The 16,601-nt window shown below is 63.5% G+C and carries 22 protein-coding genes; 12 read left to right on the top strand and 10 right to left on the bottom strand.

The genetic code is table 11. From position 1 onward, the window contains the following. The first annotated feature begins 56 nt into the window (after positions 1-56). Complete coding sequence (locus FAZ21_RS09930; RefSeq protein WP_136773293.1) at positions 57-521, top strand: tRNA (cytidine(34)-2'-O)-methyltransferase; 465 nt, start codon at positions 57-59, stop codon at positions 519-521. Between the two features lie 334 nt (positions 522-855). Here FAZ21_RS09930 and FAZ21_RS09925 read toward each other — a convergent pair whose 3' ends face one another. Both FAZ21_RS09925 and FAZ21_RS09920 read right to left on the bottom strand, forming a co-directional pair. Beyond that, the gene (locus FAZ21_RS09925) at positions 856-1,323 is read right to left on the bottom strand and encodes a Dps family protein (RefSeq protein WP_136773292.1); all 468 of its coding nucleotides are present in this window, start codon (positions 1,321-1,323) and stop codon (positions 856-858) included. Positions 1,324-1,437: 114 nt separating this feature from the next. Further along, positions 1,438-1,827 (bottom strand): group II truncated hemoglobin, encoded by a 390-nt coding sequence (locus FAZ21_RS09920; protein WP_136773291.1) that lies wholly within the window; start codon positions 1,825-1,827, stop codon positions 1,438-1,440. Between the two features lie 121 nt (positions 1,828-1,948). On the opposite strand from FAZ21_RS09920, the gene FAZ21_RS09915 reads away from it, so the two are divergent. Beyond that, positions 1,949-3,580: a methyl-accepting chemotaxis protein gene (locus tag FAZ21_RS09915; protein ID WP_136773290.1), complete on the top strand. Its 1,632-nt coding sequence runs from the start codon at positions 1,949-1,951 to the stop codon at positions 3,578-3,580. A gap of 74 nt (positions 3,581-3,654) precedes the next feature. Here the strand turns inward: FAZ21_RS09915 and FAZ21_RS09910 are convergent, their stop codons facing one another. Next, positions 3,655-3,852 (bottom strand): DUF3460 family protein, encoded by a 198-nt coding sequence (locus tag FAZ21_RS09910; RefSeq protein WP_136773289.1) that lies wholly within the window; start codon positions 3,850-3,852, stop codon positions 3,655-3,657. 31 nt (positions 3,853-3,883) lie between these two features. Then, a complete protein-coding gene (locus FAZ21_RS09905) occupies positions 3,884-4,666 on the bottom strand; it encodes an inositol monophosphatase family protein (protein ID WP_136773288.1) in 783 nt (260 codons plus the stop codon). 287 nt (positions 4,667-4,953) lie between these two features. Between FAZ21_RS09905 and bfr (FAZ21_RS09900) the strand changes: the two genes are divergently transcribed. Together bfr (FAZ21_RS09900) and bfr (FAZ21_RS09895) are read left to right on the top strand one after the other, a co-directional pair. Next, on the top strand, positions 4,954-5,424 hold the full coding sequence (gene bfr / locus FAZ21_RS09900; RefSeq protein WP_136773287.1) for a bacterioferritin: 471 nt from the start codon (positions 4,954-4,956) through the stop codon (positions 5,422-5,424). A 10-nt stretch (positions 5,425-5,434) separates the two neighbouring features. Then, positions 5,435-5,914 carry a bacterioferritin gene (gene bfr / locus FAZ21_RS09895; RefSeq protein ID WP_136773286.1) on the top strand — a complete coding sequence of 160 codons (480 nt, stop codon included), beginning with the start codon at positions 5,435-5,437 and terminating at the stop codon, positions 5,912-5,914. A 160-nt stretch (positions 5,915-6,074) separates the two neighbouring features. Here bfr (FAZ21_RS09895) and FAZ21_RS09890 read toward each other — a convergent pair whose 3' ends face one another. Next, positions 6,075-6,320 carry a (2Fe-2S)-binding protein gene (locus tag FAZ21_RS09890; protein WP_246038582.1) on the bottom strand — a complete coding sequence of 82 codons (246 nt, stop codon included), beginning with the start codon at positions 6,318-6,320 and terminating at the stop codon, positions 6,075-6,077. A gap of 143 nt (positions 6,321-6,463) precedes the next feature. Here FAZ21_RS09890 and FAZ21_RS09885 point away from each other — a divergent pair, with 143 nt between their 5' ends. Then, positions 6,464-6,733, top strand: a complete 270-nt coding sequence (locus FAZ21_RS09885; protein WP_136773285.1) for a cupin domain-containing protein — start codon at positions 6,464-6,466, stop codon at positions 6,731-6,733. A 325-nt stretch (positions 6,734-7,058) separates the two neighbouring features. Here FAZ21_RS09885 and FAZ21_RS09880 read toward each other — a convergent pair whose 3' ends face one another. Together FAZ21_RS09880 and FAZ21_RS09875 are read right to left on the bottom strand one after the other, a co-directional pair. Continuing rightward, positions 7,059-8,771, bottom strand: coding sequence for a carbohydrate-binding protein (locus FAZ21_RS09880; protein WP_136773284.1), 1,713 nt, complete (start codon positions 8,769-8,771; stop codon positions 7,059-7,061). Positions 8,772-9,026: 255 nt separating this feature from the next. Then, on the bottom strand, positions 9,027-9,320 hold the full coding sequence (locus FAZ21_RS09875; RefSeq protein WP_136773283.1) for a hypothetical protein: 294 nt from the start codon (positions 9,318-9,320) through the stop codon (positions 9,027-9,029). Positions 9,321-9,621: 301 nt separating this feature from the next. Here FAZ21_RS09875 and FAZ21_RS09870 point away from each other — a divergent pair, with 301 nt between their 5' ends. Continuing rightward, complete coding sequence (locus FAZ21_RS09870) at positions 9,622-9,852, top strand: DUF2789 domain-containing protein (RefSeq protein WP_136773282.1); 231 nt, start codon at positions 9,622-9,624, stop codon at positions 9,850-9,852. 62 nt (positions 9,853-9,914) lie between these two features. Here FAZ21_RS09870 and FAZ21_RS09865 read toward each other — a convergent pair whose 3' ends face one another. Next, positions 9,915-10,388, bottom strand: coding sequence for a hotdog fold domain-containing protein (locus tag FAZ21_RS09865; RefSeq protein ID WP_136773281.1), 474 nt, complete (start codon positions 10,386-10,388; stop codon positions 9,915-9,917). A 175-nt stretch (positions 10,389-10,563) separates the two neighbouring features. Between FAZ21_RS09865 and FAZ21_RS09860 the strand changes: the two genes are divergently transcribed. From FAZ21_RS09860 to FAZ21_RS09845, 4 genes are read left to right on the top strand one after another with little or no spacing between them, the layout of a single operon-like run. After that, positions 10,564-11,154: a LemA family protein gene (locus FAZ21_RS09860; protein ID WP_136773280.1), complete on the top strand. Its 591-nt coding sequence runs from the start codon at positions 10,564-10,566 to the stop codon at positions 11,152-11,154. Then, positions 11,151-12,011, top strand: coding sequence for a TPM domain-containing protein (locus FAZ21_RS09855; protein ID WP_211243425.1), 861 nt, complete (start codon positions 11,151-11,153; stop codon positions 12,009-12,011). The genes FAZ21_RS09860 and FAZ21_RS09855 overlap by 4 nt, the downstream gene beginning before the upstream one ends. Then, positions 12,011-12,508, top strand: coding sequence for a TPM domain-containing protein (locus FAZ21_RS09850; RefSeq protein WP_136773279.1), 498 nt, complete (start codon positions 12,011-12,013; stop codon positions 12,506-12,508). The genes FAZ21_RS09855 and FAZ21_RS09850 overlap by 1 nt, the downstream gene beginning before the upstream one ends. A gap of 5 nt (positions 12,509-12,513) precedes the next feature. Next, positions 12,514-13,263 carry a TPM domain-containing protein gene (locus FAZ21_RS09845; RefSeq protein WP_246038598.1) on the top strand — a complete coding sequence of 250 codons (750 nt, stop codon included), beginning with the start codon at positions 12,514-12,516 and terminating at the stop codon, positions 13,261-13,263. A 178-nt stretch (positions 13,264-13,441) separates the two neighbouring features. Here FAZ21_RS09845 and FAZ21_RS09840 read toward each other — a convergent pair whose 3' ends face one another. Then, positions 13,442-13,621: a hypothetical protein gene (locus FAZ21_RS09840; protein WP_136773277.1), complete on the bottom strand. Its 180-nt coding sequence runs from the start codon at positions 13,619-13,621 to the stop codon at positions 13,442-13,444. Between the two features lie 358 nt (positions 13,622-13,979). On the opposite strand from FAZ21_RS09840, the gene FAZ21_RS09835 reads away from it, so the two are divergent. Continuing rightward, complete coding sequence (locus tag FAZ21_RS09835; protein WP_136773276.1) at positions 13,980-14,516, top strand: hypothetical protein; 537 nt, start codon at positions 13,980-13,982, stop codon at positions 14,514-14,516. A 260-nt stretch (positions 14,517-14,776) separates the two neighbouring features. Continuing rightward, positions 14,777-15,934: a glycoside hydrolase family 19 protein gene (locus FAZ21_RS21165; protein WP_136773275.1), complete on the top strand. Its 1,158-nt coding sequence runs from the start codon at positions 14,777-14,779 to the stop codon at positions 15,932-15,934. Between the two features lie 361 nt (positions 15,935-16,295). Here the strand turns inward: FAZ21_RS21165 and FAZ21_RS09825 are convergent, their stop codons facing one another. Continuing rightward, positions 16,296-16,592 (bottom strand): hypothetical protein, encoded by a 297-nt coding sequence (locus FAZ21_RS09825; RefSeq protein ID WP_136773274.1) that lies wholly within the window; start codon positions 16,590-16,592, stop codon positions 16,296-16,298. Positions 16,593-16,601: the final 9 nt, after the last annotated feature.

Raw genomic sequence — 16,601 nt, 5'->3', positions numbered from 1 at the left:
GACGGCACGCCTTGCCTGTACAATTGCGCACCCCTTTTCACCCGCGCCGCATCGTCATGTTCCATATCGTTCTGTTCCAGCCCGAAATCCCGCCCAATACCGGCAACGTCATCCGCCTCGTCGCCAACACCGGCTGCGTGCTGCATCTGGTCAAGCCGCTGGGGTTCGAGCTGGACGATGCCCGGCTGCGCCGCGCCGGACTGGATTACCACGAATACGCCACGCTCCAGGTGCACGAGGATTGGGCCGCGGCGCAACGGGTGCTGGGTGATCGACGCTGCTTTGCCATGACGACGCGCAGCAGCGCGCAGGTGGATGGGGTGGCTTTCGCCGATGAGGATGTGTTCGTGTTCGGCCCGGAAACCCGTGGGCTTCCGCAGGAAATGCTAGATCGGTTTCCGCCCGAGGCACGCATCCGCCTGCCGATGCTGCCCGGCCAGCGCAGCCTCAATCTTTCCAATGCCGTGGCAGTGACGGTGTTCGAGGCCTGGCGGCAGCTTGGCTATCCCGGCAGCGTCTAGGGCGTGTCATCCAATGTTTCACGACAGCGTTCGGTGCAGTTCGGGATGCCGTGCAAGGAGCTGGACGCGCGGCGATATGGATACCGCAAGCGGCCGGCGACGCCGCGCGGCGCCCGAAATGCACCGAACCCGCAGGGCTGGGCCGAAAAAACACCATCCAAAGCGTTGCACTCCTTGCCAATAACCGGTTATTGCCTTCGTCGTGCGCCTGGTGCCCGGCGCTTTTTCGGCCCAGCGCTGCCGCGAAACATTGGATGACACGCCCTAGCCAGATGGCACCCCAAAAAAGGCGGCCTGTGCAGGCCGCCTTTTTTGACGCGGAACGACGCGCTGCTTATTCCAGCAGGCTGCGCAACATCCACGCGGTCTTTTCATGCACTTGCAGGCGCTGGGTCAGCAAGTCGGCGGTGGCTTCGTCGTTGACCTCGTCGGCAATGGGGAACAGGCCGCGCGCGGTGCGCACCACGGTTTCCTGCCCGGTCACCAGGATCTTGATCATTTCCTGTGCGTCGGGCACGCCTTCCGTTTCCTTGAAGCTGGACAGCTTGACGAACTGGCCGTAGGTGCCGGGCGCCGGGAAGCCCAGCGCGCGGATGCGTTCCGCGATCGAATCGACCGCCAGCGCCAGCTCGGTGTACTGCTGTTCGAACATCAGGTGCAGCGTGTTGAACATCGGACCGGTAACATTCCAGTGGAAGTTGTGGGTCTGGAGGTAGAGCGTATAGGTGTCCGCCAGCAGGCGGGACAGGCCCTGTGCGATGTCGCCGCGTTGTCTTTCAGAAATGCCGGTATGAATTTCCATCGAAAAACCCTCCATGAACGTGGGAACCAATTGAATGGTGGTCCAGTTTAGGACGAACCGGAAATAGATTGTTCCAACAGGCTCAATAGTCACGCAATCCGGGCATGTCGATCATCACGTGTTGCGCATGAAATCGGCGGTGCGGGTGAACGCTTCTTCCAGGTGTTCGCGCAGCGCCGTTTCCATCGGGATCTCCGCCATAGCCTGGAACATGCACAACAGCCACTGGTCGCGCTCCGACTCGCCGATGGGGAACGGCATGTGGCGTGCCCGCAGGCGCGGGTGGCCGTGTCGCTGGATGAAAAGCTGCGGTCCGCCCAGCCAGCCCGAAAGGAACTCGAAGAATTTCTGCCGGATCGCCGTACTGTCGGCCGCATGCATGGCATGGATGCCCGCCGCGCGCGGATCGGTGGCCATGAGGTCGTAGAAGCGGTCGACCAGTTGCCGGACCACGGCTTCACCGCCCAGCATCTGGTAAGGGGTTTGTTCTTGCAGATCGTTCATGAAGGGCGGCGGCGCAACACCGGGCAGTGGACAAAAGCAGGAATCGGCATGCTAGCACGTGATTTTGCTGAAAATCGGTTAGATTGAGTGATAACCAGCAATCATCACAGGAGTGACAAGCATGCTATTGCGATTCAGTGTGGGAACACGGATCACCCTTGGCTTCACCCTGCTGCTGATTTTGCTGATCGCGACCGGCGGGCAGGGACTGTTCGGCATCTCCCATCTGCATCGCGAAATCAATCGGCTGCTCAAGGGCGACCTGGCCTTCAATACGCACATCGTGCAGACGCGTAATGCGGTGGGCGACCTGCGGCGTTTCGAAAAGGACACCATCCTCAACTTCCAGTCGCCCGAGCATCTGACCGACTACCAGGCCAAATGGGAAAAAGCCTACGCAAGCGCGAGCGAATCGTTGACCGCCGCCGAGACCGTGGCACGACCGGAGGATCTGGCCGATATCCAGCGTCTGCGCAAGGCGCAGGGCGACTACGGCACCAGCTTCCATGCGCTGCAACAGGAAATCGCCGCGCAACGCTATGCCAGCTCGGGCGAAATCAACGCCGGGTTCGAAAAAGCCAAGGAGCCGATCCGCAATATGAGCGAGGCGCTGGAAGCGCTGTCGGCCAAGGCACTGGAGCGGGTGAATGCGATCGAGGGTACGGTCAGCAGCACCGTGAGCTGGGTGACCTATCTGGCGCTCATCCTGATCGCCGTCGCCATCGCCCTGGGCACGGGCTTTGCCTACGCCATCGTGCGCAGCATCCGGCGCCCGCTGACGGAACTGCAACAGACGATCAGCGAAATCGAGCGCACCGGGCGATTGCACCTCACCCTGCCCGTCTATGCCGACGACGAGATCGGCCGGACCTCCAAGACGATGAACCACCTGCTGGTGGAAATGAACCGGGTGATCGGCGAAGCCAACACCAACTCGCAGTCGCTGCTGGGCGCGGCGGATACCCTCGCCCGGGCCTCGACCCAGATCACCGACGCCTCGCAGGCACAGTCGGAGGCCTCGGGCGCCACCGCCGCCGCGGTCGAGCAACTGACCGTCAGCGTGAACATGATCTCCGACGACGCCCGCAGCATGACCGCGGAAGCCCAGCAGACCGCCAGCACGGCCAGTGCGGGCGCGCAGATGGCCCATCGCACGGCGGCATCGATCAACGATGTGGCCCGGGGCATTTCAGGCTCGGCCCAGGTCATCGACCAGCTCAACCAGCGCTCCCACGAAATCGGCAGCATCGCGATGGTTATCAAGGAGATCGCCGACCAGACCAACCTGCTGGCCCTGAACGCAGCCATCGAGGCGGCGCGGGCTGGCGAGCTGGGCCGTGGCTTCGCCGTGGTCGCCGACGAGGTCCGCAAGCTGGCCGAGCGCACCACCCAGGCCACCGTCGAGATCACCGCCAAGATCGTCGCCGTGCAGCAGGACACCGCCAGCGCGGCCAGCGGCATGGATCAGGCCAGCCAGATGATGGACGAAGGCGTTCGCCAGGCGGAGGAAATGGCCGGAACGCTGGCCGGAATCGAAACGCGCGCGCGGGATACCGTGGCCCGGATCAACCACATGGCACAAGCGGTGAACGAACAGAGCGTCGCAAGCCAGGACATCGCGCGCAATGTGGAGCGCATTGCCCAGGCCAGCGAGGAAAACCACGCCTCGGCCGCCAGCGCGGCGGATCTGTCGAACCAGTTGAAGCAACTGGCCAGCCAGTTGGACAGCACCATCAGCCGCTATCGGCACTGATTACGCACGGCAGCCAACAAAAAACCGGACTCATGGTCCGGTTTTTTGTGGCGATCGGCCGCGCGGCCCGTTGTTCACTCGGGCTGGTAGGGATACGGCTTTTGCTCGATGCGCGATTGCAGATTGCGGTCGCGCTCTTCCAGGTTGATGGGCGACTTGTCCCACAGCAGGGCCCGGCCTTCGACCTGGCCACGTGCCACATCGGGATGCTCGTTGAGGTAGCCGCGCATGAACTGGGTGAATTCGGAAACGTAGGTAGTGTTCTTGAACATGATGGCGATCTGTTGGCGTGATTAGCAGCGATTATACCGGCAGCGCCCGCAAAGCGGGGAGCGCCAGTGCGTGAAGTGCGGGATTGCCGGCCGCCAGCACCCGGCCGGCGCTGGTCTGGGTCAACGGCTCCCCTTGCCAGTCGGTCATCCGGCCCCCGGCGGCATTCACCAGCGGGGCCAGCGCGGCGAAATCATGCAGCTTCAGTCCTTCCTCGATCACCAGCTCCAGCCAGCCGCTGGCCACCTGCGCGTACAGGAAACCATCGCCGCCATAGATGGGGTAGCGACAGCGCGCCGCCAGATCGTCGAACACCGCGCGGCCGGCGCTCAGGTACTCGGGGCCGGTGGTGCCGATGCGCGCGCGCGCCAGCTCGTCGATGGCACTGCCACGCACCGGAGCACCGTTGAGCGTAGTGGGCAAGGTCGTGCCGCCGATCCAGAAATCACCGGTAATGGGTTGATGAACCGCGCCCAGCACCGGCACGCCGCGATGCAGCAGCCCGATCAGGGTGACGAACAGCGGCCGGCCGACGGTGAACGACTTGGTGCCATCGACGGGATCGAGCACCCACACCCACTCCGCCTGCTCGTTTTCGCTGCCGAATTCCTCGCCGATGATGCCATCCTGCGGACGCGCAGCCTGGATCAACGCGCGCATGGCCTGCTCCGCCTCGCGATCCGCGCGGGTGACCGGGCTGGCGTCGTCCTTGTCGTCGATGGCGAGTTCGCTGCGGTAATAGCGGCGGATCACATCGCCGCTAGCCTGGGCCAGGCGGCGCATCAATTCGATCTGATCGGGAAATGGCGACGACATCTTGCTTATCCATGATGGGTGGGTGAACGCAGGGAAACCCGGGGGCTCGAATTGCTGTCCGGCCGGGCGCGGACAATGCCGGCGCGGGATTCCCGGGCGCGAGCGTAGCATGGGCCCGGGCTGGCCCCAACTACCACTTGATGAATGAAAATAATTATCAGAATTAAAACTAATAAGAATTACCAAGAATCGAATTGAATGGTCTTTAGCCAATTGGGCGCATAAACTATCGGGTACGCAAGTAAAAGCCGGCCACCCGAAGTGGCGGGATAAATAAGGAGAAAGCGATGCAAGGCGACAAGCATGTGCTCCAGACGCTCAACAGCGTCCTGGGCAACGAACTGACCGCGATCAACCAATTGTTCCTGCACGCGCGCATGAACAAGAACTGGGGCTACAAGCGGCTCAACGAGCGCGTCTATCACGAATCGATCGACGCCATGAAACGCGCGGACAAGCTGATCAACCGCATCCTGTTCCTGGAAGGGCTTCCCAACCTGCAACAACTGGGCAAGCTGCTGATCGGCGAAGATGTCCCGGAAATGATCGATTGCGATCTCAAGCTGGTCGACGGCCATGTGCAGACGCTGCGCACCGCCATCGTCACCTGTGAGAAGGCGCACGACTTCGTCACCCGCGATCTGCTCGAGGATCTGCTGGAAGACGAAGAGGAATACATCGACTGGCTGGAAACCCAACGCGAGCAACTGGTGGCGCTGGGCCTGGCCAATTATCTGCAATCGCAGATCGAAGACTGAGGAGCAGGTCATGCAAGGCAACCCGCAGGTCATCGCCAAGCTGAACGAATTGCTGGCGGCGGAACTCACCTCGATCGACCAGTATTTCGTGCACAGCCAGATGTACCACAACTGGGGCTATCAGCGCCTGTACCAACGGATCGACCATGAACGCGACGACGAAATCGGCCACGCCACCCGCCTGATCGCACGCATTCTCTTCCTGGGTGGCATTCCCAATGTCGCGGCCCGCACCGCCCTGCGCATCGGCGCCGACGTGCCCGCCATGCTGAAGAACGATCTGATCACCGAGTACGAGGTGGCAAACGCGCTGAAGCAGGCCATCGCACTGGCAGAGAGCGTGCAGGATTTCGTCACCCGCAAGATGCTGCTGGATCTGCTCGACGATACCGAGCAGGATCACGCGCACTGGCTGGAACAGCAGCTTGGCATCCTGAATGCCGTCGGGCTGGAAAACTACCTGCAATCGCAGACCGGGGCAGCAGAGTGAACGCGAGTGCTGAGGGCAAGGCGTGCGAAGCGCCCTGAAAGGCGGTAACCGGATTTTTCCGTCGCAGGTGGGCGGCGCGGCACCAGCCGAAGCGATTGCCCGCCACCCTCAATGCAAAGGGGCGCCTTGAGCGCCCCTTTTTACGTGATCGTTGCGCGGATCAGGCCGCGGCCAATGCGTCCATCTCGTCCCAGCCGCGTCGTGCCTCGGCTTCGATGGCATCGAGCATCACTTCGCGCGCGCAGCCGACGCATTTGCCGCAGCAGGTGCCAACGCCGGTGGCCTGCTGCAATTCGATGAAGTTGCGCGCACCGTTGGCAACGGCCTTGCGCACCGCCTTGTCGGAAACACTATTGCACACGCATACGTACATCGAACGCCCCACACCATTGATAAGCGTTCTCATTATGATAAAACTCGACCACCTTGCCAATCCCCGCGCGGACCACTCATCCGCTACCGGGCTGGCAATATGTCATCAAGATATTTCCGATGCCCCGCGCGGCATCGCTTCGCTGCCCCATCTCTCGCATGACCCAGGAGCCCGACATGATCCATACCGAACCGCAGATCGACGCCGCCCGCCAGCAGGAACTGGGCGTGAAGGACTGGCCCATCTGGAGCAAGGAGGTCTCGCAGTTCCCGTGGCACTACGCCGAGCCCGAAACCTGCTGGCTGATCGAAGGGAAAGTACGGGTCACCACACAGGATGGCGAGCAGGTCACGCTGGTCGCCGGCGATCTGGCGCGCTTTGACGCCGGCTTGCGCTGCACCTGGGAAGTGCTGGAGCCCCTGAGCAAGCATTACCGCTTCGGCTAGGGCGTGTCATCAAATGTATCGCGACAGCGTTCGGCGCAGTTCGGGATGCGGCGCAAGGCGCTGGATGCGTCGCGGTATGAATACCGCAAGCGGCCGGCGACACCGCGCCGCACCCGAAATGCGCCGAACCCACAGGGCTGGGCCGAAAAAACACCATCCACTGCGTTGCGCTCCTTGCCAATAACCGGTTGTTGGCTGCGTCGCGCGCCTGATGGCTGGTGCTTTTTCGACCCAGCGCTGTCGCGATACATTCGATGACACGCCCTAACGCCCAACGAAAAACGGGCAGGCCCGCAGGCCCGCCCGTTCACTCGGTGGCAACCCCTTACAGCTTGGGCAGCACCGGGATCACATCACTGCAATTGCCCGTCAGCGGCAGGTTCTGGCACACGAACTGGCCCGCGCTGTTCTCGGTGGCGGCGCCAGCCGGAGCGGCCTGGTGCACGCGCTGCTTCCAGATCTGCCAGATCATGAAGCCATCGAAGCTGCGGCCCTTGTTCTTGACGTACTTCACCAGGGTCTGCACGTTGTAGTACGGCGTAGCGATGTTGTTCAGGCCGGTGAGCATGTCGGCGTCGTACTGCACGCCACCGTCGTTCAACCTGAGCATTGCACCACCCGAGCCTTCCGGTGCGATTTCCATGCCCATGTTGATCGGCTTGCTGTAGATCGCCTTATAGGCCTCGTAGCCTTCGCGCGGATCGTAGTACTCGCCGCCGTCATACGACATCAGGTTGATGAAGTCGATCTTGCTGCCCTGGTTCTTCACCACACTGTACATGGTGCCGCCGAACGGCGAGCCCCACTGCACCTTGCCTTCCTCGAACGGCGTGCCCTTCACGTAGTACGCGCCCGTGGACCAGCCGGCGATCGAGATCTTCAACCCGGCATTGCGGGCCTGGATTTCGCTGTACAGGCTGCTGATGATGTTGGCGATCTCGGCATCCTTCGAGCAACTGAAGGTCGCGGCGTCACCCTTGTTGCAACTGCTGCCCGACGATTCCCAGTCGATGTCCACGCCGGCGGCGCCCAGGTCCAGCGCCAGATCGACGATATGTGGCGCATTGAACTGGCTCCACTGGCTGCCCTGGCTGTACGACCAGCCGCCCACCGAGATGAACACCTTGGTCCCGCGATTCTTCAGCGCGGTGATGTTGTTGCGCAGATCCTGAGCCTGCTGGGCGGTGAACTTCTTCTGGCCGTTCGGGGTGGCCGCGCCCTCCACGAATTCGAAGCCGGCGATTTCCTGGTCGAAGGCGTACGAACCGCGGGTGTACTTGGTGTCCGGACGAACGAACGCCAGGTTCACGTGGGTGAAATAGCTGGGGATATTGGCCGTGGTCAGGTCGTACAGGCTGGTGTTCCAGGTGCTGGAATAGCCCACGTACATGCGGCTGCCCGGGGTGACCGGCGTCGGGGTCGGCGTCACCGGGGTCGGCGTCACGGTCGGCGTCGGGGTGACCGGGGTCGGCGTCACCGGCGTGGGCGTCGGAGTGGTACCGCACGGACCGACGTTCTTCCACGGGCCCCACTCACCGGATTGCGCCGGATTGTCGCCCTGGGTCCACCAGCGTGCTTCGTAGTTGACGCCGTTGTAGGTCACTTTCTGGCCGCCGGTATAGGCGGTGCCGCTGTTCCAGGCAGCAAAGCAGGTGGTACCGGTGGGAGTCGGCGTGGGCACGACCGGCGTGGGCGTCGGCACCACGGGGGTCGGTGTCGGGGTGACCGGGGTCGGCGTGGGGGTCGGCGGGGTGGGTGTGGGCGATGTGCCGCAGTTACCACCGGCTTGCCACAGCGTCGGCGTCGCGGCCGGGTTCCAGTTGGTGCCGACATAGGCGGTATGCGTCACCAGGGCGGTGTAGCTGCTGCCGCCGTAGCTCACCACCGTGCCAGCGGTATAAGTGTTGCCCTCAGCCCAGGTCGCGCAGGCGGCCTGAACGCTCATCGGCACGGCATAAGCGCCAACCGACAGCACCAGGGCGGTAATCAGCCGGGCGCACGTGCGCACGCCGGCCGGTTTCGGATCCAGCATCTTCATTGCTACTCTCCTCGTCCTTGTCTTCGGATCGTTTTGCCACAATGCGTGTGCATTGCTGCGTCCGAGCCTGGGCTGAGGGGAATCGAAACACAAGCGTGAGGGGAAAGCTGGCAGGGTTTACCCGACAAGCGATTACTTTTGGTTATCGGACGGCAATACACGCCGGTTCGACGCGCCGCAGGCTCGCCCGGCGTGGAAAACCCGATTGAAAATGGGCGACCCGACGGGTCGCCCACTCCTGGCGAAAAGCAGTATTCACCGGCGGCCGATGAACAACGCTTCCTCCTGGCGCCCCGCGGCGGGCGCGCCCAGCGAGGCCTTCATCGTCCAGCGGCTGGCTCCGGCGGCCAGATCGAGGCGCTGGGTCCATTCCTGCTCGCACTCACTGCAATGGAAATGGCGGAACTCCAGGCCGGCTTCATGATGCTTGGGGCGCGCCACGCTCAGCCCCAGATGCGGTTCATTGGCGTTGGGGTTGCGCAACAGCTTGGCGCACTGGATGCACAGGTGTGCGCGGGCCAGGTGATGGGCGGCGGCAAGTGCACGCATCGAAGAAAAATTACGGCTGCCATATCCTTGCATGATGTTTCCCCTTTTTAACTGGACCCCTGTCGTGCCGGCGAGGCCGGCTTGGGCATGACGGCAGAATATCCAGCCACCGCAAGGCCAGTTATCAGGAAGGTTCGCGAGATGTCGTGAGAATCGTCTGACACAGACCACCCTCCGGGCAGTGGTCGCCTCCCTCTCGCCGCGCCGCACTGGCCACTCACGCAGCGCCCCGTTTCGTCGCCCGCCACACCGGCACGGCATTTGCTCTACCGTTGAATCGTCTTGCCACGGAGAACACCAGATGGACACCACACCCCACACCCTGACCACCCTGTTCCAGCAACTCGGACTCCCCAGCGACGGAGCGGATATCGATGCCTTCCTCGCCGCGCATGAACTACCTGCGGGGCAACGCCTGCCGGAAGCGCCATTCTGGAGCCCCGCCCAGGCCGCCTTCCTGCGCGACGCGCTTTCCGCCGACGCCGACTGGGCCGAAAAGGTGGATGAACTGGCCACCCGCCTGACGCATTGAACCTGCCAGGCCGCAAAAAAGCCCCGGCCTGACCGGGGCTTTTTCATGGGCGTATCCAGGAGTCAGCCCGGCTTCCTGGGGCTGACCCACATCTCGATCGTCGCCCGCATCACCACCGTACCGGCCAGATCGACGATCGCCACCTCCACCGGCCATGCGCCGCCGTCGCCCCACTCCCGGGGCAGGACGCCCGTCGCAATGGCCCGCAGGCTGGTTTCGGCCTTCTTCAGGTACTGGACCTGCATGCCCCGGGGAATCCAGCGATGGGTCAGCGGCAGGGAGATATCGGTCATCGTGCCGGCCGCCAGTTCGGCGATGTTGCACATGGCGATCGCGTGCACCGTGCCGATGTGGTTGAGCACCGCGCGCCGCTTGCGCAGCGTGACCTCCGCCCTGCCCGGCTCCAGCACCTCGAAGCGCGGCTTCACCGAGCCGAAATAGGGTGCCTTGAAACACACCAGCCGCGAGAACAGCCAGCGCCCCATCGGCAAAGGGGACAATCGGCGCCATGCCTGGTCGATCGCATTGCCGCTCATGTCGTACGTTCCTCCGGATCGATGGCCATCAGGATGTCATGCCGGCGCACCGCGCCCCTATTGCGGCAAACCCGGCTACGGGCGTTTGAATCCATTTGTATCGCTTGCTTTCTTCGACGTCGCCTTTATCTGACAATATGCCCACCCGATTGATGGTTTGCTCCTGGAGATCACAATGAAGAGATTGCTGTTGGTACTGACCACGCTGCTGATGTTGTCCGGCTGCGGCTACAACGCGCTTCAGGCGCAGGACGAAGCGGTGAACGCCGCCTGGTCGGAAGTGCTGAACCAGTACCAGCGCCGCGCCGACCTGGTGCCCAACCTCGTCAATGTGGTCAAGGGCTACGCCAGCCACGAAAAGGATGTGCTCACCGAAGTCACCAATGCCCGCGCCAAGGTCGGCTCGCTACAGGTCACGCCGGAGCTGGTCAACGACGAGGCCGCCTTTGCCAAGTTCCAGGCCGCCCAGGCGGAGATGACCTCCGCGCTGTCGCGCCTGCTGGTGGTGTCGGAGAACTATCCGGCGCTCAAGGCAAACGAAAACTTCCGCGATCTTTCGGTGCAGCTCGAAGGCACCGAGAACCGCATCACCGTGGCGCGTAACCGCTACATCGCGGCAGTGCAAAGCTACAACACCACGGTGCGTTCCTTCCCCACCAACCTCACCGCCAAGATGTTCGACCTGAAGTCCAAGCCGAACTTCAGCGTCGAGAACGAAAAAGCCATTTCCAACGCGCCCAAGGTCGATTTCGGTACCCAGCAATGATGCGCCGTTGCCTTGCCCTGCTACTGTGCTGCCTGCTGCTGCCGGCAGCCTGGGCCGAGGTGGCCGTGCCGGCGCTCACGCAGCGGGTCACCGACCTGACCCAGACGCTGGCGCCGCCGCAGCAGGCCGCGCTCACCGAGCGGCTGGCCCAACTGGAACGGGATACCGGCAGCCAGGTGGCCGTGCTGCTGGTGCCCACCACCGCGCCCGAAACCATCGAGCAGTACAGCATCCGCGTCGCGGAAGCCTGGAAACTGGGACGTAAGGGCGTGGACGACGGCGTGCTGCTGCTGGTGGCCAAGGATGACCGCAAGGTTCGCATCGAAGTGGGCTATGGCCTGGAAGGCGCCCTGCCCGACGTCACCACCGGCCGCATCATCCACGAGGACATCCTGCCCGCTTTTCGCAACGGCGATTTCGCGGGCGGCGTGACGGCCGGCGTGGAACGGCTTGCCAAGGTGATCGGCGGCGAGCCACTGCCTCCCGTCGAGACATCGTTCATCGACAACCCCGACGATGCATTCGACCTCGTGCTGCTGGTCATGGGCGGCATCCTGTTCGCCGGGGTGATCCTCAGCAAGGTGGCGGGCGGCTGGATCGGCAGCGGCGGCGTTGCCGGCGCCAGCGCCCTGGCAACGTTCGTCGCCGGCTTCGGCCTGCCGGTGGTGCTCGGGGTGGCCCTGGTCATGGTGATCGCCCTGCTCATCGTCCGCTCCACCCTGTTCTGGGAAATCGTGCTGATGCTGCTCAGTCGTTCCGGCTCCGGTGGACATCGCATCGGCGGCGGTGGCGGGGGCGGCGGGTTTTCCGGTGGTGGTGGCGGTTTTGGAGGCGGTGGCGCCTCGGGAGGCTGGTAATGCGTTGGCAAAGATTGTATCGGCACCTCAAACCCAGCCGCGCGCTGGCCCGTTTCGACGAAAAGGCGATGGAAAAGCTGGAAAGCGCCATCGCCGACGCCGAAGCCGGCCATCGCGGTGAGGTGCGGGTGGTGGTGGAAAGCCGCTTGCCCTTGCGGGACGCCTGGCGTGGGTTGCCGGTCCGCGAGCGCGCGGTGCAGTGGTTTTCGGACCTGCGGATGTGGGATACCGAATACAACACCGGCGTGCTGGTCTACCTGCTGCTGGCCGAGCGCCGCATCGAACTCGTGGCCGACCGCGGCATTGCCCAGGCCGTGCCCGACGCCGAATGGCAGGCCATCTGCGCCCGCCTGATCGACGACCTTGGGGCAAACCGCCCAGTGGACGGTCTGGGAACAGCGGTCCAGTCGCTCGGCCAGTTGCTGGCCACGCATTTTCCGCTGGGCCCGGGGCAATCCGACAGCAACGAGCTGCCCAACCGGCCGGTGCTGCGTTGAAGCAGGTGCGTGCGCTATGTTGCGCGCTGCTGTGGCTGCTGAGCCTGGCGCCGGCCTCGGCCGAGGTGGCCGTGCCAGTGCTGACTCAGCGGGTGATCGACCTCACCCATACGCTCAGCGCCGAGCAGCAGGCCGCCGTCACCCACCGCCTGCAACAACTGGAACACAACACCGGCAGCCAGTTGGCCGTGCTGCTGGTGCCCACCACCGCGCCCGAGACCATCGAGCAGTACAGCATCCGCGTCGCGGAAGCCTGGAAACTGGGGCGCAAGGGCGTGGACGACGGCGTACTGCTGTTGGTGGCCAAGGATGACCGCAAGGTTCGTATCGAAGTGGGCTATGGCCTGGAAGGCGCACTAACCGACGCCACCACCGGCCGCATCATCCGCGAGCAGCTGCTGCCAGCGTTCCGGCAAGGCGATTTCGCCGGGGGCGTGTCGGCGGGCGTCGAGCAACTGGCGCATGTGATCGATGGCGAACCCTTGCCACCCCCTGCCGAAGCCGGCATCGATCCGGTCGGGATCCTGATCCTGGGCGGCCTCGGCATGCTCATACTGTTTTTCATCGTGTTCTTCGTCATCGTGCAGCGGCAGCCCGCATCGCGGACCGCCGGGAACGTACGACCACGCCGTAACTGGACTGCAAGCAGCGCGGCCGGCAGCGAGCAGACCAGCAGTGGCAGTCACAGCTCCGGCAGCGGTTTCTCCGGGGGCGGGGGAGGTTTCGGCGGCGGCGGCGCGTCGGGAGGCTGGTAGCCGCGTCGGGCACGCTACCGCATCCTGTCCGGGCGAACGGGTCGAAGGCTGGGAACCGAACCAGCGCCGCGGCTCCGGCAAGGCGTGCGAACCGCCCGACCAGGCCACGATACCGACGCGCCTCGGCCACCGGCAGTACAGGGCGTACGGCAAGCGCGGCGCGATGCCGTCGCCCGCCCTAGCTGGCTAGCCTGCGACGCTCGTCGCCGCTGCGCCGTTCGTTGCCGTTGAGCAGCATGTTCGTCCAGCGCCAGAGCGCCTCTTCCTGATCTGGCGACTCCCGGCGATCCTCGACGCGGCGATTGTGCGTGGTGATATCGCTGGCCAGTTCGGGTTGCTGAATTTCGAGATTTTCCATCGGGTCATGCTCCTGGGTTGGACCAGATGTCGATGTAGCGGCCACGCACCGGCTTGCCCCAAGGCTTACGCACGATTTCACGACCAATGGCACTCAAAAACAGTGCTGTCTGGAAGTCCCCCACTTTTCGCCGCACACCGTTTCTGCGCTAATCCGTCCGCTGACCCGCCTTTTCGCCTCATTCAGGGATCGGAAAAAAACGCCCGCCCGCCATGCAGGATTTACACCGGCCATACCGCCGGTTCCGCTCTGCGGCCCCCATACTGCGTGGCATGGAACCTGCTGAGTCTGGAGACATCGCGCCCGGGTGCCAGCGGCCTGTTCTGTCGCGACCGGGCCCTTTCAGGAGAAGCCCGCCATGTTCCAGACCGACCCCGTTTTCCGCGCGCTACTCGCCTGCGTGCCGTTCGTGCTTCTGGCCGGATGCCAGCGTGAGCCGGACGCTGCCGAGCGGCCCATCCAGCCCGAACTTCCGGCCTCCGCGCCCGCCACGGCCGGCGCCGCCTCGCAAGCGCCTCAACTGGCGGAGATCGCCGCGGCGCTACGCGCAGTGTGCCCCGCGCTGGATGGTGAAAGCGTCAAACCCGGCACGCTGGTGATGCGCCCCGCTACCACCGATGCCTCGGTGCCGGCCAGCCAGGCGCCGGAGACCGAACTGCACGGCCAGTATGGCTGGTTCCGCTGGGCGGAGTATTCGTTCACCTATGGCGATGAATCCTGTACCGCCTACGCGGGGGGCGGTGCCCGGCCCGGCATCCTGATCACACCTGCGCGTTGCGAAAAGATTTGCGAGCGCCGTTGGCGCGAGGCCCCTGCCCTGCAATTCATCGAACCGCGCGATTCGGCATATCAAAAGCGATTATCACAGTGGAAGGATGGCCAGAGCGGCCAGTAAGGCGATTCCTTTCATCGGATTGAATCAACAGGCTGTCGGCAGACGAATGCTGCCGGCCAGCCGGTCGAGGGCAAGGCAAGCCAAGCTGTGCCTGATAGCGGGCGTCAACCCACACATTTGCAAGCACCGTAGTATGCCATTCGACTAGTTGACGTTGAGATGACAGACATCAATGCTCCATCAGCGCGAGCGCATTGGATAACGCGCCGCCACTGCCATGGAAAGGGCGGGTTTCATTACAAACGATGGAGAGTCAACTCGTGGATGCAATCACACAACGCCGCGCCTGGGTGCCGGCGACGCTTCTGGCCGCGCTGATCGGCGGTACCCTGCTGCCGGCCATCGCGCTGGCGGCCCAGCAATGGGCCGAAGGCAATACCTATACCGTCGGCACCGTGGTGACCTACAACGGCCGCGATTATCGCGCGCTGGTCACTCACTCCGCCTATGTCGGCACCAACTGGAACCCTGCCGCCACGCCCACGCTGTGGCAGGACATCGGCACGGGTACGGGCAACCCGACGCCCACGCCGTCCCCCGGCACGTCCCCCACCCCCACGCCTGTCAGCCCATCCCCGGGTGGCACCTGCGGCTACCCGGGCTGGAACGCCGGCACGGCCTATACCGGCGGGCAGCGCGTCAGCTACAACGGCACCGCGTACGAGGCCAAATGGTGGACCCAGGGCGAAAACCCCTCGCAATCCGGGCAATGGGGCGTCTGGAAAGCCGTCACCTGCACCGGCACGCCGCCCTCGCCCACCCCGACGCCGGGACCGACACCCACGCCGACCCCATCCCCCGGTGGCTTTGCACTCTCGGAAAGCGAATTCAATCGCATGTTCCCCAGCCGCAACAGCTTCTATAGCTATTCCGGCCTGGTCCAGGCGCTGTCGGCCTATCCCCAGTTCGCCAAGACCGGCAGCGACACCACCAAGAAGCAGGAAATCGCCGCCTTCCTTGCCAACATCAACCATGAAACCGGCGGGCTGGTTTACATCGTCGAGCAGAATCAGGCGAACTGGCCGCTGTATTGCGATCCAGGCAGCGTCTATGCCTGCGCGCCCGGCAAGCAGTACTACGGGCGTGGTCCGATCCAGTTGAGCTGGAACTTCAACTACGGCGCCGCCGGGGCTGCACTGGGGCTGCCGCTGCTGGCCGACCCCGATCTCGTCGCCCGCGATTCGGCCGTGGCCTGGAAAACCGCGATCTGGTACTGGATGACGCAAACCGGCCCCGGCACCATGACGCCGCATAACGCCATCGTGAATGGCGCGGGATTCGGCGAAACGATCCGCAGCATCAATGGTTCGCTGGAATGCAATGGGCGCAATCCGGCCCAAGTGCAAAGCCGTGTCAACGCGTATCTGAGCTTTACGCAGATTCTCGGCGTCACCAGCGGTAACAATTTGAGCTGCTGATCGGCACTGCATCGGAAAGGCCGCCTCAGGGCGGCCTTTTCAATTGGGAGCAATGGAAAGCATCAGGAGAAGGGATAGTCGCCCGACCAATAAATGGCCGCATGATTCATGCACAATAATGGGGCACTGTCCGTATTACCGTCAGGCCGCCACGACATGGCCGATAGCATTGCCCCCACAACGGGCGTGGCAAATCATCCACAATGCAGTCATTGCGGATCGAGCAAACCAATCCGAATTGCTTCAATAAACGTTTTTAGTCCCCATCTGCAATACGGGCCGAGTGACCGTATCCACCAACAGGGCGATCGCAGAATGGGAAAGCAGGAAACTTGCGGGTCAGGCGTTCAACAACGGGCGGTCAGACCTGTTCGCCCAAGGCTTCCGCCAGTTGTTCCACGGTGAAGCCGCGGGCTTCGGCGATTTGTTTCAATTGTTCGTGCAGTTCGCGTTTGGCGCGGTTGCGCTGGATCAGCTTATTGGTCTGGCGTTGCTCCTCTGCCTTGAGGGAATGCCAGGTCGTTTCCTCCTCGGAAACGAAAAGCTGGGAGGGGTGGGTCAAGCCTTCGATCATCGATGAATCCTGTAAATCCTGAAATGCAGCCTGGGCGCGCGCATAGGTGTCGCCCACCTTGTAAGGTACGGATGAAAGCTTCATCTTTCAAGT

Origin of the sequence: Chitiniphilus eburneus (genome assembly GCF_005048205.1) — a bacterium.
GTDB classification, from domain to species: Bacteria; Pseudomonadota; Gammaproteobacteria; order Burkholderiales; family Chitinibacteraceae; genus Chitiniphilus; species Chitiniphilus eburneus.
The sequence above is the reverse complement of the archived record's forward strand: the minus strand, read 5'-3'. Positions and strand labels throughout refer to the sequence as shown.